Source organism: Pelistega suis (genome assembly GCF_013133795.1).
In the GTDB taxonomy this organism is placed as follows: domain Bacteria; phylum Pseudomonadota; class Gammaproteobacteria; order Burkholderiales; family Burkholderiaceae_B; genus Taylorella; species Taylorella suis.
Genome location: NZ_JABGBN010000010.1, coordinates 20671 through 43118, shown reverse-complemented (window position 1 = coordinate 43118; position 22448 = coordinate 20671). Strand labels below are relative to the sequence as shown.

General features: G+C 39.8%; 17 protein-coding genes and 1 tRNA gene. All 18 read left to right on the top strand.

Going from position 1 to position 22448, the window contains the following annotated elements; translation table 11 throughout:
- The coding region (locus tag HKX39_RS10090; RefSeq protein WP_246225934.1) for an EF-Tu C-terminal domain-related protein at positions 1 to 690 on the top strand (690 nt) is incomplete at its 5' end.
- 82 nt (positions 691 to 772) lie between these two features.
- Positions 773 to 848 (top strand) — tRNA-Trp (locus tag HKX39_RS10085).
- A 30-nt stretch (positions 849 to 878) separates the two neighbouring features.
- Positions 879 to 1262 (top strand): preprotein translocase subunit SecE, encoded by a 384-nt coding sequence (gene secE, locus HKX39_RS10080; RefSeq protein ID WP_171681201.1) that lies wholly within the window; start codon positions 879 to 881, stop codon positions 1260 to 1262.
- A gap of 9 nt (positions 1263 to 1271) precedes the next feature.
- On the top strand, positions 1272 to 1811 hold the full coding sequence (gene nusG / locus HKX39_RS10075; RefSeq protein WP_171681200.1) for a transcription termination/antitermination protein NusG: 540 nt from the start codon (positions 1272 to 1274) through the stop codon (positions 1809 to 1811).
- Between the two features lie 64 nt (positions 1812 to 1875).
- Entirely contained in the window at positions 1876 to 2307 is a 432-nt protein-coding gene (gene rplK, locus HKX39_RS10070; protein ID WP_171681199.1) for a 50S ribosomal protein L11, read from the top strand.
- 2 nt (positions 2308 to 2309) lie between these two features.
- Entirely contained in the window at positions 2310 to 3008 is a 699-nt protein-coding gene (gene rplA / locus HKX39_RS10065) for a 50S ribosomal protein L1 (RefSeq protein ID WP_171681198.1), read from the top strand.
- A gap of 227 nt (positions 3009 to 3235) precedes the next feature.
- The gene (rplJ, locus tag HKX39_RS10060) at positions 3236 to 3736 is read left to right on the top strand and encodes a 50S ribosomal protein L10 (RefSeq protein ID WP_171681197.1); all 501 of its coding nucleotides are present in this window, start codon (positions 3236 to 3238) and stop codon (positions 3734 to 3736) included.
- A 57-nt stretch (positions 3737 to 3793) separates the two neighbouring features.
- A complete protein-coding gene (rplL, locus tag HKX39_RS10055) occupies positions 3794 to 4165 on the top strand; it encodes a 50S ribosomal protein L7/L12 (RefSeq protein ID WP_171681196.1) in 372 nt (123 codons plus the stop codon).
- Positions 4166 to 4361: 196 nt separating this feature from the next.
- Positions 4362 to 8477 (top strand): DNA-directed RNA polymerase subunit beta, encoded by a 4116-nt coding sequence (gene rpoB / locus HKX39_RS10050; RefSeq protein WP_171681195.1) that lies wholly within the window; start codon positions 4362 to 4364, stop codon positions 8475 to 8477.
- Complete coding sequence (gene rpoC / locus HKX39_RS10045; protein ID WP_171681194.1) at positions 8477 to 12739, top strand: DNA-directed RNA polymerase subunit beta'; 4263 nt, start codon at positions 8477 to 8479, stop codon at positions 12737 to 12739. Before rpoB ends, rpoC begins: the two co-directional genes overlap by 1 nt.
- Positions 12740 to 12936: 197 nt before the next feature.
- Positions 12937 to 13437 carry a TRAP transporter small permease subunit gene (locus tag HKX39_RS10040; RefSeq protein ID WP_171681193.1) on the top strand — a complete coding sequence of 167 codons (501 nt, stop codon included), beginning with the start codon at positions 12937 to 12939 and terminating at the stop codon, positions 13435 to 13437.
- The gene (locus HKX39_RS10035) at positions 13427 to 14755 is read left to right on the top strand and encodes a TRAP transporter large permease (RefSeq protein ID WP_171681192.1); all 1329 of its coding nucleotides are present in this window, start codon (positions 13427 to 13429) and stop codon (positions 14753 to 14755) included. Before HKX39_RS10040 ends, HKX39_RS10035 begins: the two co-directional genes overlap by 11 nt.
- 27 nt (positions 14756 to 14782) lie before the next feature.
- Entirely contained in the window at positions 14783 to 15883 is a 1101-nt protein-coding gene (dctP, locus tag HKX39_RS10030; protein WP_171681191.1) for a TRAP transporter substrate-binding protein DctP, read from the top strand.
- 170 nt (positions 15884 to 16053) lie between these two features.
- Positions 16054 to 16620 carry a restriction endonuclease subunit S domain-containing protein gene (locus tag HKX39_RS10025; RefSeq protein WP_171681190.1) on the top strand — a complete coding sequence of 189 codons (567 nt, stop codon included), beginning with the start codon at positions 16054 to 16056 and terminating at the stop codon, positions 16618 to 16620.
- A complete protein-coding gene (locus HKX39_RS10020) occupies positions 16617 to 19826 on the top strand; it encodes a type I restriction endonuclease subunit R (RefSeq protein ID WP_171681189.1) in 3210 nt (1069 codons plus the stop codon). Before HKX39_RS10025 ends, HKX39_RS10020 begins: the two co-directional genes overlap by 4 nt.
- A complete protein-coding gene (locus HKX39_RS10015) occupies positions 19826 to 20581 on the top strand; it encodes a DUF3800 domain-containing protein (protein WP_171681188.1) in 756 nt (251 codons plus the stop codon). The genes HKX39_RS10020 and HKX39_RS10015 overlap by 1 nt, the downstream gene beginning before the upstream one ends.
- A gap of 162 nt (positions 20582 to 20743) precedes the next feature.
- Positions 20744 to 21868, top strand: coding sequence for a restriction endonuclease subunit S (locus tag HKX39_RS10010; RefSeq protein WP_171681187.1), 1125 nt, complete (start codon positions 20744 to 20746; stop codon positions 21866 to 21868).
- A gap of 12 nt (positions 21869 to 21880) precedes the next feature.
- A complete protein-coding gene (gene fic, locus HKX39_RS10005) occupies positions 21881 to 22441 on the top strand; it encodes a protein adenylyltransferase Fic (RefSeq protein WP_171681186.1) in 561 nt (186 codons plus the stop codon).
- Positions 22442 to 22448 lie beyond the last annotated feature (7 nt).

The window sequence follows — 22448 nt, the reverse complement described above, 5'->3', positions numbered from 1 at the left end:
ACACCAATCGTTAAAGGTTCTGCTAAATTAGCGTTAGAGGGCGACGAAGGTCCTTTAGGTAAGCAAGCGATTTTAGCGTTAGCTGAAGCGTTAGACTCATACATTCCAACACCAGAGCGTGCAGTTGATGGTACATTCTTGATGCCAGTAGAGGACGTATTCTCTATTTCTGGTCGTGGTACAGTGGTAACAGGCCGTATTGAGCGTGGTATCATTAAAGTGGGTGAAGAGATTGAAATCGTAGGTATCCGCGAAACAGCAAAAACAACGTGTACAGGCGTTGAGATGTTCCGTAAGTTACTAGACGAAGGTCAAGCGGGTGATAACGTAGGTTTATTACTACGTGGTACGAAGCGTGAAGACGTAGAGCGTGGTCAAGTATTAGCGAAACCAGGTTCAATCAAGCCACACACAAACTTCTCAGCAGAGGTGTATATCCTTTCGAAAGAAGAGGGTGGTCGTCACACACCATTCTTCCAAGGTTACCGTCCACAGTTCTACTTCCGTACAACGGACGTAACAGGTACAATTACATTACCAGCGGACAAAGAGATGGTATTACCAGGCGATAACGTAGCGATGGAAGTTGAATTAATCGCTCCAATCGCGATGGAAGAAGGTCTACGTTTTGCGATTCGTGAAGGCGGTCGTACAGTAGGCGCTGGCGTTGTATCTAAAATCACAAAATAATTTAAAAATTTTTAAATTATTCTTGTAAAAAGTCGAGTAGTCGTGTAGACTACTCGGACGCTTGTAAATCAGGCGTCACGATAGGGGTATAGCTCAATTGGCAGAGCGTCGGTCTCCAAAACCGAAGGTTGTAGGTTCGATTCCTACTGCCCCTGCCACATAAAGCGGTCTTTACCGCATAAAAGAATATGTCAAACAGTAGCCAAGTCGAAACCGTTTCAAATTCAGGTGATAAAGTTAAAGTAGTTCTAGCAATTGTTATGTTGATTGCTGGAATTTTTGCTTATTCATTCTTCACTGATTATAATATCTACGCTCGTTTAGGAATGTTCGTTGCTGGACTGGTTCTGGCTGTTGCTTTATTTGCAATGAGCGAGACAGGTAAGCGTGCATTTGGTTTTGCGACAGGTTCGTACAACGAAATGAAGCGTGTTGTATGGCCTACACGTAAAGAAACCATTCAAATGACCGGCATTGTATTTGCCTTTGTATCGGTCATGGCTATTTTACTTTGGGTGATTGATAAGCTCATCACTTGGATCGTGTATGGCGTCGTTCTAGGTTGGAACTAAGGACAACTTATGAGTATGCGTTGGTATGTAGTACACGTTTTCTCTGGTATGGAGAAAAAAGTTCATAGTTCTTTATTAGAGCGTATTGAACAACAGGGTTTAAGCAATTCTTTTGGTCGTATTCTTGTACCAACAGAAGAGGTGGTAGAGAGCCGTGGAGGCACTCGCGCAGTTAGTGAACGTCGAATTTTCCCAGGTTATGTTCTGGTTGAGATGGAGTTCTCTGACGAAGCGTGGCATCTTGTAAAGAGTACGCCTCGTGTAACAGGGTTCTTGGGTGGTGGTGCGAATTCGCGCCCAACACCAATTCCTAAGCATGAAGTAGAGCGTTTGTTATCACAAATCGAGGAAGGTGGCGAGAAACCACGTCCTAAGGTACTATTTGAAGTGGGTGAGTCTCTTCGTATTAAAGAAGGTCCGTTCGCTGACTTTAATGGTGTCGTTGAAGAAGTTAACTACGAGAAAAATAAGGTTCGTGTGAACGTTATGATTTTCGGTCGTAGTACACCGGTAGAATTAGATTTTAGCCAAGTTGAAAAAACTATTTGATTTTTAACTTGATTTTTTTAACCCCGGGGAGCCAATAGGCGTATAACCCGTAAGGAGCATAAATATGGCGAAGAAAATCGTCGGCTTCATCAAGCTGCAAGTACCAGCTGGTAAAGCAAACCCATCACCACCGATTGGTCCTGCATTAGGTCAACGTGGTCTAAACATTATGGAATTCTGTAAAGCGTTCAATGCTAAAACACAAGGCATGGAACCAGGTTTACCAATTCCAGTTGTTATTACTGCTTACGCAGATAAATCATTCACATTCGTGATGAAAACCCCTCCAGCAAGTATTCTTATTAAGAAAGCTGCTGGTATTCAATCTGGTTCTGCACGTCCTCACTTAGATAAAGTAGGTAAATTAACTCGTGCACAAGCAGAAGAAATTGCAAAAACTAAATCTCCAGACTTAACTGCAGCTGACTTAGACGCAGCAGTTCGTACTATCGCTGGTAGTGCGCGTAGTATGGGTGTTACTGTTGAGGGCGTATAATCATGGCGAAATTATCTAAACGTGCTGCAGCTATTGCAGCGAAAATTGATCGCACTAAATTATACCCAGTTGCTGAAGCTTTAGCTTTAGTCAAAGAAACTGCAACAGCTAAGTTCGATGAGTCTATTGACGTTGCTGTTCAACTAGGTATCGATCCTAAGAAATCTGACCAATTAGTACGTGGTTCAGTAGTTCTACCAGCAGGTACTGGTAAATCAGTGCGTGTTGCTGTATTTGCTCAAGGTGAAAAAGCTGAACAAGCAAAAGCAGCTGGTGCAGATATCGTAGGAATGGAAGATTTAGCTGACCAAGTTAAAGCAGGTAACATCGATTTTGATATCGTTATTGCTTCTCCAGACACTATGCGTGTTGTGGGTACTTTAGGTACAGTATTAGGCCCACGTGGTTTAATGCCTAACCCAAAAGTTGGTACTGTAACTCCTGACGTAGCGACAGCTGTTAAAAATGCAAAAGCGGGTCAAGTTCAATATCGTACTGATAAAGCAGGTATCATCCACGCAACAATCGGTCGTGCATCTTTCGGTGTAGAGCAATTACAGCAAAACTTATTAGCTTTAGTTGACGCACTAAATAAAGCTCGTCCAGCTGCAGCAAAAGGCGTGTATCTACGTAAATTAGCCGTATCATCTACAATGGGTGGTGGTGCTAAAGTTGATACAGCTTCTGTAGCAACAAACTAATTCTTTAGGTGGTATAATTCGTTATACCACCTAAATAATGGACTACTTAAATATTAATTAAGTAGATGTCCAAGACCGTAGGGATCCCTGATTTAATCCATTTTGGCCCTACGCAGACGGTAGTCCTGAAAGAATATAAACAAGTTTACTTGTAAATGTCTTTTTAGGTTGCCGCGCTGGTGGGAATACAATCCTGTATTTCTTTTATTAACAGTCGGAGGTAGACCTTGAGTCTCAATATTGAAGCCAAGAAAGCTGCTGTAGAAGAGGTTAGCGCTGCTATTGCTAATGCTCAAACTATGGTTGTAGCTGAATACCGCGGTATTAGTGTTGCCAGTATGACTGAATTACGTGTTAATGCTCGTAAAGAAGGTGTTTATTTACGCGTTCTTAAAAACACATTAGCTCGTCGTGCAGTAGAAGGTACTCCTTTTGCAAACTTAGCGGATCAAATGGTTGGTCCTCTAGTATATGCTGCATCTGAAGATGCGGTAGCTGCTGCAAAAGTATTACACCAATTCGCGAAACAAGAAGATAAAATCGTCTTGAAAGCTGGTTCTTACAATGGTGAATTATTAAACGCTGCTCAAGTTACAGAGTTAGCGTCTATTCCTAGCCGTGAAGAACTATTGTCAAAACTACTATTTGTTATGCAAGCTCCATTGTCTGGCATGGCTCGTGGTTTGGCCGCTTTGGCAGAGAAAAAAGCAGGCGAAGAAGCCGCTTAATTAACGATTTTATTCAATTTAATAGATTAGATTATCAATATTTAGGAGTTTAATAGCATGGCTATTACTAAAGAAGACATTTTAGAAGCAGTTGGTTCATTAACTGTAATGGAACTAAACGACTTAGTTAAAGCATTTGAAGAGAAATTTGGTGTATCGGCTGCTGCTGTTGCCGTTGCTGCAGGTCCTGCTGCTGGTGGCGCTGCTGCTGCAGAACAAACTGAATTTACTCTAGTTCTAGCTGATGCTGGTTCTTCAAAAGTGAACGTAATTAAAGTTGTACGTGAAATCACTGGTTTAGGCTTAAAAGAAGCTAAAGACTTAGTTGATGGTGCTCCAAAACCATTGAAAGAAGGTCTAGCTAAAGCTGAAGCTGAAGAAGCTAAGAAGAAACTAGAAGAAGCTGGTGCTAAAGTAGAATTGAAATAATTCTATTTTTAGAATCACCCCCCGGAGAGAGCTTTTTAGCCCTCTTCGGGTTTTTGCGTCTTTCGAAAAAAACATTTCAATCAGCTTAAAAATCCCCTTGTTGATAAGGGTCAGAGAGTGGTTTTTTCTGAAGTCGTAAATCCCTAGAATTATGGACTGGCCATAATTCCTACAACCATCTCGAGTCGGAGTGCTCATGCCTTACTCGTATACAGAAATAAAACGTATCCGTAAAAGCTTTGCTAAACGCGAAGAAGTTCAGGATGTTCCATACCTGTTAGAGACACAGCTACATTCATATCGTGCATTTTTGCAACAAAATATAAGTGCGCAAAAACGCAAGAACGAAGGTTTGCAAGCTGCTTTTAATTCAATTTTTCCAATCGTGAGTGCGAATGGCAACGCTCGTTTAGAGTTTGTTGGCTACACTTTACGCGATCCTGTATTTGACGTGAAAGAATGTCAATTACGTGGTTTGACGTATCACTCTTCACTATACGCTAAAGTGCGTCTAGAGTTGCTTGACCGTGAGGCAAGTAAACCTACCGTTAAAGAAGTGAAAGAAGAAGAAGTCTATATGGGCGATATGCCTCTAATGACGGATACTGGTTCTTTCATTATTAATGGTACCGAACGTGTAATCGTATCGCAATTACACCGTTCTCCAGGGGTGTTCTTTGAACATGACCGTGGTAAGAACCATAGCTCAAGTAAATTATTATTCTCTGCACGCGTTATTCCTTACCGTGGTTCTTGGCTAGACTTTGAGTTCGATCCGAAGGATTTCTTATACTTCCGTATCGACCGTCGTCGTAAAATGCCAGTGACTACACTACTAAAAGCAATTGGTCTGAATAATGATCAAATTTTAGCGACATTCTTTGAAAATGATCACTTTGATCTTCGTGATGACGGTGCTGTATTGGCATTTGTACCTTCTCGTTGGAAAGGTGAGGTTGCTCGTTTTGATATTACTGATAAAAAAGGTAATGTTCTTATTGAGAAAGATAAGCGTATCAATGCAAAAAATTTACGTGATATTGCGAATGCAAAATTAGAGCAAATCTCTGTTCCTGATGAGTTCCTATTAGGTCGTGTGATTGCAAAAACGATTACTGATCCTGATACAGGTGAAGTCTTAGCACACGCTAATGCAGAAATCACAGAAGCTTTATTGATTTCATTACGCACAGCAGGTGTGAAGAAGTTCGAAACCATCTATACGCATGAGTTAGAACATGGTGCATATATTTCAGCAACCTTAGCTACTGATGATACGCCAGACCAAATGGCTGCACGTGTAGCGATTTACCGTATGATGCGTCCTGGTGAGCCTCCAACCGAAGAAGCTGTTGAAGCATTGTTCCAACGTTTATTCTACAGCGAAGAGTCTTATGATCTTTCTGCGGTTGGTCGTATGAAAGTGAATAGTCGTTTAGGTCGTGGTGCTAATACAGAAGGTCCATTGACATTAACAGACGAAGATATCCTAGATACTATTAAAGTGCTTGTTGATTTGCGCAATGGTCGTGGTGAGATTGATGATATCGACCACTTAGGTAACCGTCGTGTACGTTGTGTAGGTGAGCTTGCTGAGAATCAATTCCGTGCTGGTTTAGTGCGTGTTGAACGTGCAGTTAAGGATCGTTTAGGTCAAGCTGAATCAGAAAATCTTTTACCAAATGATTTGATTAACTCTAAACCTATTTCTGCGGCTATTAAAGAGTTCTTTGGTTCTAACCAATTATCTCAGTTCATGGATCAAACCAACCCATTGTCTGAAATTACACATAAACGTCGTGTATCAGCATTAGGTCAGGGGGGCTTGACTCGTGAACGTGCAGGTTTCGAGGTACGTGACGTACATCCAACGCATTACGGTCGTGTGTGTCCAATTGAAACACCAGAGGGTCCAAACATTGGTTTGATTAACTCTATGGCATTGTTCGCTCGCTTAAATGAGTATGGTTTCTTAGAGACACCATATCGTAAAGTAGTGGATGGTAAAGTTACACAAATTATTGAATACTTATCGGCTATCGAAGAGAGTAAATATGTGATTGCTCAGGCGAATGCGCAGTTAGATGAAGAAGGTCATTTTGTAGATGACTTAATTGCGTGTCGTGAAGCTGGTGAGACAATGTTAATGTCTCCTGAGAAAGTTCAATACATGGACGTTGCTCCTTCGCAAATCGTGTCGGTAGCGGCTTCATTGATTCCTTTCCTTGAGCATGATGACGCGAACCGTGCATTGATGGGTGCCAACATGCAACGTCAAGCGGTTCCTTGCTTACGTCCTGAAAAACCATTAGTAGGTACAGGTATTGAGCGTACTGTAGCAGTAGACTCTGGTACTGCGGTTCAAGCTACTCGTGGTGGTATCGTTGATTATGTGGATGCGGATCGTGTTGTAATCCGTGTGAACGATAGCGAAAATACATCGGGTGGTGTGGGCGTAGATATCTATAATCTAACTAAGTACACACGTTCTAACCAAAATACGAACATTAACCAACGTCCAATTGTGAATATTGGTGACCATGTTGCTCGTGGTGACGTATTAGCTGACGGTGCTTCGACTGACTTAGGTGAGTTAGCATTAGGTCAAAATATGTTAATCGCCTTTATGCCTTGGAATGGTTATAACTTTGAGGACTCGATTCTAATTTCTGAAAAAGTGGTGGCGGATGACCGCTATACATCAATTCATATCGAAGAATTGACTGTTCAGGCTCGAGAAACCAAGTTAGGTGATGAAGAAATCACTCGCGATATTTCAAATTTACCTGAAGCACAATTAAATCGTTTAGATGAGTCTGGTATCGTATATATCGGTGCAGAAGTGCGTGCTGACGACGTATTGGTGGGTAAAGTAACACCTAAAGGCGAAACGCAATTAACACCAGAAGAAAAGCTTTTACGTGCGATTTTCGGTGAGAAAGCCTCTGACGTAAAAGATACTTCTCTACGTGTACCGTCAGGTATGGTAGGTACAGTTATTGACGTACAAGTATTGACGGGTAAAGGTGTTGAGCGTGATAAACGTGCTCAGTCTATTATTGATGATGAGTTACGTCGCTACCGTCAAGACTTGAATTCGCAATTATCGATTGTTGAAGCGGATATGTTTGATCGCTTACGCAAAGTATTAATTGGTAAGAAAGCAAACGGTGGTCCAAATCAATTAGCTAAGGGTACTGTGATTACAGCAGACTACCTAGAGAAAGTAACGCCATGGCATTGGTTTGATATTCGTCTAGCGGACGAGGACGCAGCGGTTGTTCTTGAACAGGCTAAAGAGTCTATTGAGAACAAACGTCATGAGTTTGACTTAAACTTCGAAGAAAAACGTAAGAAGTTGACGCAAGGTGATGAACTCCCTCCGGGTGTTCGCAAGATGGTTAAAGTGTTTATCGCTGTTAAACGTCGCTTACAACCTGGTGATAAGATGGCAGGTCGTCATGGTAATAAGGGTGTGGTTTCTCGCATTCTACCAGTCGAAGATATGCCTCATATGGCTGACGGTACACCAGCGGACATCGTATTGAACCCATTAGGCGTACCATCACGTATGAACGTGGGTCAGGTATTAGAGGTTCATTTAGGTTGGGCTGCTAAAGGTGTAGGTCAACGTATTGCGGATATGTTGGCAGATGAGCGTAATGTTCAAATTGCTGAAGTACGTAAGTTCTTAGATACCGTGTATAACTCTACAGGTAAGAAAGAGGCTTTAGATAAATTAACGGATGAGCAAATTCTTGCCATGGCTCATAATCTGAAGAAAGGTCTTCCATTAGCAACACCAGTATTTGATGGTGCAACTGAGGAAGAAATTACGCAGATGTTAGAGTTAGCGTACCCAGCAGAAGTAAAAGAACGTTTGAATTTAACGGATTCTCGTACACAAGCTTACTTAATTGATGGTCGTACGGGTGAACCATTTGAACGTCCAGTAACGATTGGTTATATGCACTACCTCAAACTTCATCACTTAGTAGATGATAAGATGCATGCTCGTTCTACAGGTCCATACTCATTAGTAACGCAACAACCATTAGGCGGTAAAGCGCAAAACGGTGGTCAACGTTTTGGTGAGATGGAGGTGTGGGCACTTGAGGCATATGGTGCGTCTTATACACTACAAGAGATGTTAACGGTGAAATCTGACGATATTACAGGTCGTACCAAAGTCTACGAAAATATCGTAGAAGGCGATCATATGATTGATGCAGGTATGCCAGAATCATTTAATGTATTAGTCAAAGAGATTCGCTCGTTGGCATTAGATATGGAATTGGAGGGTAAAAAATAATGAACGGATTACTTAACCTCTACAAACAAATTTCTACGGATGAACAGTTTGATGCCATTAAGATTGGCATCGCGTCTCCGGATAAAATTCGCTCTTGGTCTTACGGTGAAGTCCGTAAGCCAGAGACAATTAACTATCGTACGTTCAAACCTGAACGTGATGGTTTATTCTGCGCGAAAATCTTTGGTCCAACTAAAGATTATGAGTGTTTATGCGGTAAGTATAAACGCTTGAAACATCGTGGTGTGATTTGTGAAAAATGCGGTGTTGAAGTAACGGTTACTAAAGTTCGTCGTGAACGTATGGGTCATATCGAACTGGCAAGTCCAGTAGCGCATATTTGGTTCTTAAAGAGCTTACCTTCTCGTTTAGGTATGGTTCTTGATATGACATTACGCGATATCGAGCGTGTATTGTATTTTGAAGCATGGTGCGTTATTGATCCTGGTATGACTCCGTTAAAACGTGGTCAAATCATGAGCGATGATGAGTACTTTGCTAAGACCGAAGAATATGGTGATGATTTTGTTGCATTGATGGGCGCAGAAGCGATTCGTGAATTGCTACGTACCATTGATATTGATAAAGAGGCGGAATTATTACGCTCTTCATTAGATACAACAAAGTCAGATGCTAAAGTTAAGAAAATTTCTAAGCGTCTTAAAGTTATTGAAGGTTTCCAGAAGTCCGGCTTAAAACCAGAATGGATGATTATGGAAGTACTTCCTGTGCTTCCTCCTGATTTACGTCCATTGGTTCCGCTAGACGGCGGTCGTTTTGCGACATCTGATCTTAACGATTTATATCGTCGCGTGATTAACCGTAATAACCGTCTAAAACGCTTAATCGAATTAAAAGCCCCTGAAATCATTCTTCGCAACGAAAAACGTATGTTGCAAGAGGCCGTTGATTCATTATTAGATAACGGTCGTCGTGGTAAAGCGATGACAGGACCTAATAAGCGTCAATTAAAATCACTGGCTGATATGATTAAAGGTAAGGGTGGTCGTTTCCGTCAAAACCTATTAGGTAAGCGTGTAGACTACTCTGGTCGTTCGGTAATTACAGTAGGCCCACAACTTAAACTTCATCAATGTGGTTTACCAAAATTGATGGCATTAGAGTTGTTTAAACCATTTATTTTCAATCGTTTAAAAGCCTTAGGTTTAGCATCAACATTCCGTGCTGCTAAGAAAATGGTAGAAACGCAAGAAGCAGTGGTATGGGATATTCTTGAAGAGGTTATTCGTGAACACCCTGTGATGCTTAACCGTGCGCCAACGCTACACCGTTTAGGTATTCAAGCGTTTGAGCCACAATTAATTGAAGGTAAAGCGATTCAGTTACACCCACTCGTGTGTGCGGCGTTTAACGCGGACTTTGACGGTGACCAAATGGCGGTACACGTGCCTTTATCATTAGAGGCACAAATGGAAGTGCGTACATTGATGTTGGCATCAAATAACGTATTGTTCCCAGCGTCTGGTGAACCATCTATCGTACCATCACAGGATACGGTATTGGGTCTTTACTATACAACGCGTGAACGTATCAATGGTAAAGGCGAAGGCATGTTCTTTGCTGATATCCAAGAGATGTTACGTGCGTATAACAGCGGTGAAGTAGGTTTACAAAGCCGTGTTACCGTACGTTTAAATGAATATGAAAAAGACGCTAATGGCGAATTCCAACCTGTCTTACGCCGTTTCGAAACGACAGTAGGTCGTGCGTTACTTTCAGAAATTTTACCGAAAGGTCTTCCATTTAGCGTATTGAATAAAGCGCTGAAGAAGAAAGAAATTTCGCGTTTAATTAACCAATCATTCCGTCGTTGCGGTTTACGTGACACAGTGATTTTTGCCGATAAGTTATTACAAGCAGGTTTCCGTTTGGCGACTCGTGCGGGTATCTCTATCGCTATGGGTGATATGGTTATTCCAAAAGCGAAAGATGAAATTTTAGCAGAAGCAAGTGCAGAAGTTAAAGAGATTGACAGTCAATACTCTTCTGGTCTTGTAACTAAGCAAGAGCGCTACAACAACGTAGTGGATATTTGGGGTAAAGCTGGTGATAAGGTTGCTAAAGTGATGATGGAGCAACTTTCTACAGAGCCTGTTATTAATCGTTTTGGTGAAGAAACTCGTCAAGAGTCATTTAACTCGATTTATATGATGGCGGACTCTGGTGCCCGTGGTTCGGTCGCTCAGATTCGTCAGTTAGCGGGTATGCGTGGTTTGATGGCAAAACCAGACGGTTCGATTATTGAAACGCCAATTACAGCGAACTTCCGTGAAGGTCTAAACGTACTTCAGTACTTCATTTCAACTCACGGTGCACGTAAAGGTCTTGCTGATACTGCGTTAAAAACAGCGAACTCAGGTTACTTAACACGTCGTCTAGTAGACGTGACACAAGACTTAGTGATTACAGAGCAAGATTGCGGTACACGAAATGGCTATGTGATGAAAGCGCTTGTTGAGGGTGGTGAAGTTATCGAACCATTGCGTGAGCGTGTATTAGGTCGTGTGACTGCTGCGGATATCGTTAATCCAGATACACAAGAAACTGTTATCTTTGCTAATACATTATTAGATGAGGATAAGGTTGAGCTTATCGATAAATTAGGTATCGATGAGGTGAAAATCCGCACACCGTTAACGTGTGAAACACGTCGTGGTTTATGTGCTCATTGTTATGGTCGTGATTTAGGTCGTGGTTACTTAGTGAACACAGGTGAGGCAGTCGGTGTTATCGCTGCACAATCTATCGGTGAGCCAGGTACACAGTTAACCATGCGTACTTTCCACATTGGTGGTGCGGCTTCTCGTGCATCATTGGCATCTGCTGTAGAAACAAAGTCAGCAGGCCACGTTGGTTTCACAGGGAGCATGCGTTATGTGACCAATGCAAAAGGCGAGCGTATTGCGATTTCCCGTTCAGGTGAGATTGTTGTTTATGACGATCAAAACCGTGAACGTGAGCGTCATAAGATTCCTTATGGTGCGACAGTACTTGTAGGTGATGGTAACCAAGTTAAGGCAGGTGCTCAGTTAGCGACATGGGATCCATTAACTCGTCCTATCGTTTCTGAGTACAAAGGTAAAGTTCGCTTCGAGAATATTGAAGAAGGTGTAACGGTTGCTAAACAAGTGGATGAGGTAACAGGTTTATCGACACTTGTGGTAATTACACCGAAATCACGTTCTGGTAAATCAGCACTTCGCCCACAAATCAAGCTTTTAAATGAGCAAGGTGAAGAGGTGAAAATCGTTGGTTCTGACCACTCAGTAAACATTACATTCCCTGTGGGTGCATTGATTACTGTGCGTGACGGTCAAGACGTGGATGTAGGTGAAGTACTTGCACGTATTCCTCAAGAATCACAAAAAACACGTGATATTACCGGTGGTCTTCCACGAGTGGTTGAGTTATTCGAAGCACGTTCACCAAAAGAGGCGGGTATTCTTGCAGATGTGACTGGTACGGTATCATTCGGTAAAGATACTAAAGGTAAACAGCGCTTAATCATCACAAAAGTTGATGGTACAACGCATGAATTGTTGATTCCTAAGGAAAAACAAGTACTCGTACATGACGGTCAAGTAGTGAACCAAGGTGAGCTTATCGTTGACGGTCCAGCCGACCCACATGATATCCTTCGCTTAAAAGGTATTGAAGCACTTGCACAATACATCGTGAACGAAGTACAAGACGTTTACCGTTTACAAGGCGTGAAAATTAATGACAAACACATTGAAGTGATTGTTCGTCAAATGCTACGTCGTGTAAATATCGTTGACTCTGGTGATACATCGTTTATCCCAGGTGAACAAGTTGAGCGCTCAGCTATGCTGAACGAAAATGATCTTGTTCGTGCTGAAGATAAGCGTGAAGCTACTTACGAGAATGTTCTACTAGGCATTACGAAAGCTTCTTTATCGACTGATTCGTTTATTTCTGCGGCATCGTTCCAAGAAACGACTCGCGTATTAACTGAAGCAGCGATTATGGGTAAACGTGATGACTTACGTGGACTAAAAGAAAACGTTATCGTAGGTCGTTTAATCCCAGCGGGTACAGGTCTGTCTTACCATAATGCACGTCGTGCAAAAGAAGAGGCTGAATACCAAGATCGTATGGCTCAACGTGCTCAAGAGAATCCTTTTGAGGAAACTCAAGCGGCACCAGTTTCATTAGAAAGTGCAATGGCATCGTTATTTGCTATGCCAAGCACATCTTCTGATGAGAGTGATGCAGAATAGGATAGTGAATTAAATTTTAATCACTGACCGAACAAATCCCCTAGAGAGAGTTCTCTAGGGGATTTTTTATGTCTATTTCATCAGCAAGAGTCATGATTAGCTTAGGGATTCTACTGTATCTAAGGGTAACCCCGATTGTAAGCAAGCGTACAAATAGTATATTTTTATTACGGTTTATTTCTCTTTTAATATCAATCATGCTTTTACGAACTCTTGATTCCATCAATGAAATCATCGGTAAACTGATATCGCTTTTTGCAATCGTGTTTGCTGGTGTGATTATTTACGAAGTGTTTATGCGTTATGCACTTCATCAGCCTACTCGTTGGTCTTTTGATGTGACCAAACAGCTATATGGATTTTACTTTATTATGCTAGGAGCGTATGCTCTCAAGCACCAAGCCCATGTGCGCGTAGATTTGCTTATTCAACGTTTCTCACCTGCGGTACAACGATGGGTAGAGGTTGTAGGGTATTTGGTATTCTTTTTCCCTTTTGTGTGGATTTTTTTGACACGTAGCTATGCTTTTGCTGAGCGTTCTTTTGCTCAAGGAGAGACCACCTACGGCGCAGTACAAATCCCCGTGTATCCATTAAAAATGGCGATGGTTGTCGCTGCTGCATTATTGCTTATTCAGGGCATTGTGACAGTAATTCGTTTAATTTTCCATAAGGAAGCAGAGCATCATGGCAGCTGAGTATATTGCAATATTAATGAGTGTCCTACTCTTAGTAGGTTTATTTATGGGACACCCTCTGGCCTTTGTGTTGGGAGGGACAGCTGTTATCGGTGCATTTGCTGCAGGTAAACCGATGGTGCTTGGTATTGTTGTCAATCGCATTTATGGTGATGTGATTGATAATTACACCTTAATTGCGATTCCCCTATTTATTTTGATGGCGAGGTTTTTATCTGACTCCGAAGTAACGGATAAGATGTTTGAAACCTTACGTCTTTTGATGTCACGTGTACGCGGTGGTCTTGCATTGGCGGTGGTATTTTTGTCGATTTTATTAGCAGCAACGACAGGTATCATCGGCGCATCTATTACCGTAACAGGTATGATGGCATTGCGACCTATGTTGAAGTATGGGTATTGCCCAAGACTGACGACAGGGGTGATTGCTGCTTCGGGATGTTTAGGTATTTTAATCCCTCCTTCAATCATGCTGATTTTGATGTCTAGTTATTCGCCGTTATCTATTGGTGAGTTATTTGCTGGGGCATTAATTCCAGGTGTGGCATTAGGTCTACTCTATGCAGTTTGGGTGGTTTATGTGGCATGGCGTCACCCTGAGCGTGCACCGTCAGTTGATCCAGAAGACAAAATTCCACAAGCACAATTGATTAAGATGTTGCTTATTGAGGCGGTACCTCCGATTCTTTTAATCTTAGGTATTCTAGGCTCGATGTTAGCAGGTATTGCGACAGCCACCGAAGCTTCAGCTTTAGGTTGTTTACTGTCATTACTTATCGTTATTGCTCGAGGTAAGTTTAAATTAAATATTTTCTTGAGTGCCTTATACGAAACAGGTCGTACGTCAGCGATGATTCTCTTTATTGTGGTAGGTGCCACAGCGTTTACTGGTGTATTTAATATTACGGGTGGCTTGGGTGCTGTACAAGACGTTATGCGTAGTCTAGACATGGCTCCATGGATGTTAATAACAGTAATGCTATTAATTGTCTTTATTTTGGGATGTTTCCTAGATTGGACGGGTATCGTTTTATTATCATTCCCTATCCTATTACCGATTGTGCAAGATATGGGAATTGGTTTGTTGTGGTTCGTGGTCTTGGTGGCTGTTGTATTACAAACATCTTTCCTCACGCCGCCATTTGGTTATGCGCTTTTCTATTTACGTGCCATTACGCCGCCTTCTATTGCTACTATGGAAATTGTCAAAGGGGTAATGCCTTTTATTTTCCTCATTATTTTAATGTGTGTATTAATGGCAATTTTCCCTGGTTTAGTGACATGGCTACCAGAGACTTTATATGGTAGTGTTAAATAATTCAGATTAGATTCTTAGGAGACAAAGATGAAATTAACTAAAAAACTATTAAATATTGCATTAGGGGCAGCATTAATGAGTGCATCAGCACTTGCGCAAGCTGCGCCACAAAAATGGACCATGACAAGTACATGGCCTGCCTCACTTGAGTTGATTGAAATCGACAAAAAGTGGGTGGAGATGGTGAATAAGATTGCAGGTGACGAAGTTAAGATTGAGTTCTTTGAGGGAGGGTCTTTAGTACCATCTGGCGAGGTTTTTGGTGCTGTGGAGTCAGGGACTATTCAAGCGGGTGCTGACTGGCCAGGCTATTGGGCTGGACGTAATCCAGCATTCTCACCATTGGCAACGCATACAAGCCTTTTTAATGCAGCAGATTATGTGAACTGGATTAAAGGGTGGGGTGGTGCTGATCTTTATAATGAAATCTATGGCAAATATGGCATGGTCTACCTACCTTATGGTGTAACGAATAACGAAGCGGGTTTCCATTCAAGTAAACCTATTCGTAATTTAGATGAAATCAAAGGGATGCGTTTACGTTTATCTGGTTTAGAGCAGGGTCAAGTACTTGGCAAGATTGGTGGTATTCAGGTATCTATGGCTGGTCAAGAACTTTATCAATCATTAGAGCGTGGGGTGATTGACGGCGCAGAATTCTCTACGCCAAGCGTCAATGTATCTGCAGGTATTCATCAAGTGACAAAGCATTGGGCTACACCGGGTTGGCATCAATCAGCATCTGTTTTTGGAGTGATGATTAATAAGCAAGCTTGGGATGCATTAAGTGACACAGCAAAAGAGAAGTTAAAGGTTGCTGCAGATGCGACAATGGTATGGTCGCTTGCGCATACTGAAAAGCGTGCGACCAAAGGATTAGAAACCTTCAAAAAAGCTGGTATCGAAATTCACCGTATGGATGATGAGGGCTTGAAGAAAATCCAAGAAGTGACGAATGAAGTGATGGTTGATGTAGCGTGCAGTAATCCTGATGCGGCTAAAGTGTATGCAAGTCAGCTTGAGTACTTACAAGAGTATAAAGATTGGCGTGAGACATCAGTGCCATTTAATTTAGGTCGTTCTGTAGAGGGTCCTGATTTAGCTAAGATTAAGGCTTGCGTGAAATAATTAGTTGAATTGAATTTTACGGAACGTTATTTTACATACTTTTAAAAATTACCCCCGTTATTGGAGATAATCCATAGCGGGGGTAAGTTTTTTATGTGTTGCTTGAAATAATACTTTACATTTATGTAAGCTTTATATAGAATTATTTTGTAATTTATTTAAGGCACAAAATGAACTTATTCGATGTTGTGAAATTCTATAGTGGACAGCCACAGTTTAGGGTAAAGGAAGCAGAAGTCGCTCCGCTCTATTACTTATACTCTCAAGTCAATCTTGAAGATGATTTATGTCAGTCGGATCAGCAGAATCTTTCTAAATGGGTGAGAACCTCAGATGAGATTAATAGCTTGACGTCGACAGGGGATATATTGTTTAGTCTTATTTCTGGTCAAGCGGTGAGAGTAGGTAGGCAGCATCAAGGTTTTTTTTATACACAGAACTACGTTAAATTAGTCGTAGAGCCCCAGATAGATTCTCAGTTTTTAGTGTATTTACTTAATGAACATCCTGATATTAGAAAACAATTAAAAAATAGTTTGCAGGGATCTCAAGTGCTGAAATATTCGATACAACAGCTTAGAAGCTTAGTTTTACCGAGGATACCAAACTTATCCATGCAAAAAATAATAGGTGAAATTTACTTTAAACAACAAAAACTAAGGTATTTAAAGCAGCGCTGTGCAGATGCTGAACAATTAATAATATTAGAACAATTACGCAAGGTGAGTGTGTTATGAGAGGCAATAAAAAATCAGAAGCAACGTTTGAAAAAGAACTTATTGAGTATCTATGTACTGGTGTTATTACACCTGAAAGCTTGCTTATGGAGAGTCATGGAGATTACATTGTACGTACGAAGCTTTGGCAATATGAGCCCGACATTAAGACAACAGAAGCTTTATGGGATAATTTTAAAAAGATTTTAGAAAAGCTTAATCAGAAGACCTTGGGTAGAACATTAAGTGTTGTGGAGTTTGAGCAAGTCAAACGAATTATTTCAAACCTATCAACCCCCTATGCTGCTGGTCAGTTTTTGTATGGCGTTAATGGTGTTTCTCAAATTGAAATTGATTTAGATGATGATCGTCATGTTTTTTTGACTGTTTTTGATCAAAAACAAATCGGTGCGGGTGATACAGTTTATCAAATTGTTAATCAAGTGAAGCGCCCAGCGGTTATTGCGGGGAAAGAGAATCGATGTTTTGATACAACCTTGCTTATTAATGGTTTACCTATTATTCAAATCGAAGAAAAAAAAGAAACAAGGGATATTAATGAAGCGTTAAATCAAATGCATCAATATATTGCTGAAAATCAATATAGCGATATTTATTCTACAGTGCAGATTCTGGTTGCGATTACGCCAAATAATGTAAAGTATATGGCTAATACGACAGCAGATCGATTTAATAAAGATTTTGCCTTTAATTGGCAACGCCCGCACGATAATAAACCTATCTATAAATGGCAAGAGTTTGCTGATGCGATGCTTAGTATCCCTATGGCACATCAAATGGCCACAAGTTATATGATTCTAGATGGGACAGAGAATAAGCAAGCTTTAAAAGTGATGCGTCCTTATCAAGTGTATGCCACTCAAAGGGCGATGTATAAATTAAAGTATACTGACTTTTCACATGCACTTAATAAATTAGGATATATCTGGCATACCACGGGCTCTGGTAAGACGATTACGAGCTTTAAAACTGCGTGGTTAGCAAGTCGATTACCCAATGTGGACAAGGTGGTTTTTCTGGTTGACCGTATTGCCTTAAGTACGCAGACTAATGAGAATTATCGTGCTTATGATCCTGATGGAATAAAAAAAGATGACGGTAGTGTAGAAGATACTGCTAATACAAGTGATTTAAAACGGAAATTAAATAGTAAGGGCAGTAAGATTATTATTACGTCCGTACAGAAACTGGATACGCTTGTTAAGAGAGCCTCATTTAAAGCACCTAATAAAAATATCGTATTTATTGTAGATGAGGCACATCGCTCGACAGGTAGTGATAATTTCCAAGCTATTCAGAAAGCATTTAAACATTCCGCCTGGATTGGTTACACAGGGACACCAATGTTTGATGAAACCACTAAAGGCTTACGGACAGAAGATATTTTTGGTGAGTTACTTCATGCATATACTATTCGAGAGGCAATTGCTGATCGTAATGTATTAGGTTTTAAGGTCGACTTTCAAACTACTATTAATGAACAAAGCATGAGAGAGGATTATTTACCTAAGTTCTATCGTCAAAAATATCCGAATTGGACGGATGAACAGATTGAACACAAAATTGCCAATCTGACTCAGCAAGATATGGATGACAGTGTAGAGCCTAGTTTTTATGATGAGAATCCTGAGCATGTTAGATTAGTCGTTGAGGATATCTTTAAGCATTGGAAAAACCGTTCCAATTGGGATCATAAGCGTAATTGTGCTCGATATAATGCATTACTAACGACGCATGTCGGAGGTGGTAAGGCTAGTACACCTATGGCGATGATGTACTTTCGAGAGTTTCAGCGAGTTAACCAATTGCGCGCAGCTAATGGCGAATTTACGTTAAAAGTAGCGGTAACTTTTAGTCAAAATACAAGCAATAGCGACAGTATGTTAGCTACTAATCAAGGGTTGTTTGAAGCAATACAACATCACAATGGATTGTTTAATACTACTTTTGATATGTCGGATGTTGCTGCTTATACACAAGATGTTGCCAGCCGTTTGAACCGCACAGCGCAAGATAAACAATTTTTAGATATTGTTATTGTGGTTGACCAGTTGTTGACAGGTTTTGATGCTCCAGAACTCAATACCTTATACGTTGATCGTACCTTGAAAGGCGCTGGACTTATTCAGGCATATTCACGTACAAATCGTGTGGCTGATATGCGCGAAAAACCATGGGGACGAGTTGTTAATTATCGTTGGCCGGCACATAATGAAGAATTAATGAATCAGGCACTTGCGATTTATGCCAATAAAGATTCTGCAAAACTTTCTAATGAGGAAAGGCGAGCAAATAATATTCAAAATCATATTACCGCACCTAACTACATTGAACTATTAGAACAGACTAAGGCTGTTGTTGAAGATTTACGCAATATGACCGATGATTTTTCTCGATTGCCACCTTCGGAGGCTAAAAAATGGGAAATGTTTGAACAATTGCGTGTTTATGCGACCAATATTGCCAAATTAAAACAATACTCTTCGGTAGATGAAAATGGTGATTCTGTTGGATACGACTATGACAATCCAGACAAATTGATTCACGAATTAGGTATGAGCAGCGAAGAAGAAAGTATGCTGAGCAATACCTTGACCAATGAGCTTAAGGTGCATCTAGCAAATACTAAGCATGTCACTGTCGCACAGATTGAGCTAAAAATGACGCATGTCAAAGATGTTGAAGTCAATTATGATTATCTAACTGAATTGATTAATACATTATTAGAACAAATTGAGGCAGGAGAAACTGAGAAAGCAAAAGTCACAGAGAAAGAAATTGAGAAATTTGCTAATGGTCTGGAAGATAGAGGCTTTGCGAAGCGTATTGTCAATGCGTCAAAAGCAATTATGACAGGTGAGTTCGGTATTAAAAACTTAGAAAACCAAAAGAGAGATGGTGTTTCTATTGTTGAGCAAGCAAATAAAGTTGGCCAAAAAACAGAGCTGATTAACTTCAGTTTATATTGGGGGCTTATTGATATTGTGACTACTACACAGCTACAACAGTTATTTAGTCAACATCAATTTCAGCAGAAAGACCTTGATGACAATGATCAGTTAACGAGCTTGATTAAAGAGGCTGGTAGTGTTTATACAGAGATGTCACAAAGTGAAGAAGTAAGAACTTTGCCTAAGATGAAATATCGCAATCAATTACGCAGTGCTATATATGAATTAGCGGATAAGTTTGTAAGGGAAGAGTAATGGGTCAAGAATTTAGTGATTTTATTGTTTATGTAGATGAAAGCGGAGATCATAGTCTTACATCCATAGATGCTAATTATCCCATTTTTGTATTGGCATTTTGTATTTTCTATAAGAATCATTACCGTACTAGAATAGTACCTGCAACGCAAAAATTGAAATTTGATTATTTTGGGCATGATTCAGTTATTTTACATGAAAGAGATATTAGAAAAGGGTTGGGTGCATTCAATATCCTTACTTCACAAGAGATAAAGGAAACATTCATGGGAAGATTATCCGAAATTATTGAACAAAATAATTTTATTCTTGCTACCTGTGTGATTGAAAAGCAAAAACTGGATAATAAACAGAAAGAAATTCATCCATATCATTTTTCGCTAACGCATTGCTTAGAAACGTTATACGAATTTGTAAAAGAAAAGGAGCAAGAGGATAAATTAACTTTTGTTGTAGTAGAAAGTCGGGGTAAAAAAGAAGATAAAGAATTAGAAATAGAGTTCCGACGAATTTGCGCTGGAGAGAATAAGTTTAAAAAGATACTTCCATTTAATATTAAAATTATTTCTAAACAAGAAAATTCAATAGGATTGCAAATAGCGGATTTGGTAGCTAGGCCTATAGGCAATCACATTCTATTTCCTACGACAGGAAATAGGGCATTTGAGCTACTAAAACCGAAATTATATTGTGAGGGTGGTAGAGAAAAAGTAGGTGAAGGCTTCGATCAGAAAGGATTAAAACATTTTCCTTAGCCCTAAAAAGCGAAAAGCCTCGATGAAAATCACCAAGGCTATAACGCCGACCGGGAACCCCCAATCCATTTATTTCTTTAATATAGCATATTTTTGAAGAATAGATGAGACTTTTAAAAAATTGAAATTATGTTTTGAAAATCTTTTAAGGAAAGAATAATAATGAATGAAAAAAAAATGCTTGTGCCCAAACTTCGATTTCCTGAATTTACTGATGCTTGGGAACAGCGAAAGTTGGGGGAGGTTTTTAAGTATGAACAACCCACAAAGTATATTGTAAAGAGTACAGATTATGATAATAACTATAAAACTCCTGTTTTAACAGCTGGGCAATCTTTCATTCTAGGTTACACAAACGAAACAGAAGGAATAAAAGATGCAACAGCAAAACATCCAGTCGTAATTTTTGATGACTTCACCACTTCATCGCATTACGTTGATTTTTCATTCAAAATTAAGAGTTCAGCAATGAAACTTTTGAGCGTAATAAATGAAAATTTTAATACCATATACGCTTTTTATTTATTAAAAAACATTGCTTATGTTCCTTCTAATCACGAACGGCATTGGATTTCTATTTTCTCAAATTTTGATGTAAAAATAGCATCCCTACAAGAACAACAAAAAATTGGATCCTTTTTCGCCTTATTTGAGCGTTACATCACCATTCATCAGCGTAAGTTAGAAAATTTGAAAAAATTGAAAACTGGATTGTTACAAAAAATGTTTTCAAAAAATAACCAGCAATTCCCTGATCTTCGATTTCCCGAATTTACTGACGCTTGGGAACAGCGAAAGTTGGGGGAGGTTGGAGATTTTTCAGCAGGAGGAGATGTCGATAAAGAAAAACTGACTCCTTTAGGAAAGTATCCTGTTATTGCTAATGCTTTAACTAATGATGGAATTATTGGATATTATGATTATTTTAAATTTACAGCACCAGCGGTAACTATTACTGGTCGAGGAGAAGTAGGTATAGCAAAAGCTAGATATACGAATTTTACAGCGGTAGTAAGATTGTTAGTGCTTCAACCTAAGTCTAAGTACGATATTAAGTTTTTGGAAGAGGCAATTAATTTGAAAAATATTTATGTGGAGTCTACAGGTGTCCCTCAATTAACCGTTCCACAGATAAGAATATATGAAATTACAATCCCAGTTTTAAAAGAACAACAAAAAATTGGTGACTTTTTCGCCCAGCTTGACCGTTACATCACCATTCATCAGCGTAAGTTGGAAAATCTGAAAACATTAAAAAAATCACTCTTACAACAGATGTTTGTTTAACAAGGCTTAATAATGACTTATTCCATTGAATATACAAAAGAAATTGACAGAAAGAGTAAGGAAAATGCCTATCGACTTTATGATTCTGGCGATATTCACCGCTTAGAGGTTGGAACTGTAAAAGGGTTACAAGATATTCATCGTTATTTATTTCAAGATTTATATGATTTTGCGGGAGAGGTGAGAAACTTAAATGTTTCGAAAGGAAAATTTCGTTTTGCTAATGTACTTTATTTAGAGGCAGCATTAAATACAGTTGAAAAAATTCCTGAGCCAACCTTTGAACAGATTATTGAAAAATATGTAGAAATGAATATTATTCATCCATTTTTAGAGGGAAATGGGCACTCTACTAGAATTTGGTTAGATTTAATTTTTAAGAAAAATCTTAAAAAAGTTGTGGATTGGCGTAAAGTTGATAAGAAATTGTATTTACAGGCTATGGAGCGCAGTCCAGTTAATGATTTAGAACTTCGGTTTTTATTAAAAAATGCCTTAACCAATCAGATTGATGATAGAGATATTTTTTTGAAGGGTATTGATCAATCTTATTATTACGAACAAGCAGAATAGGAAATAA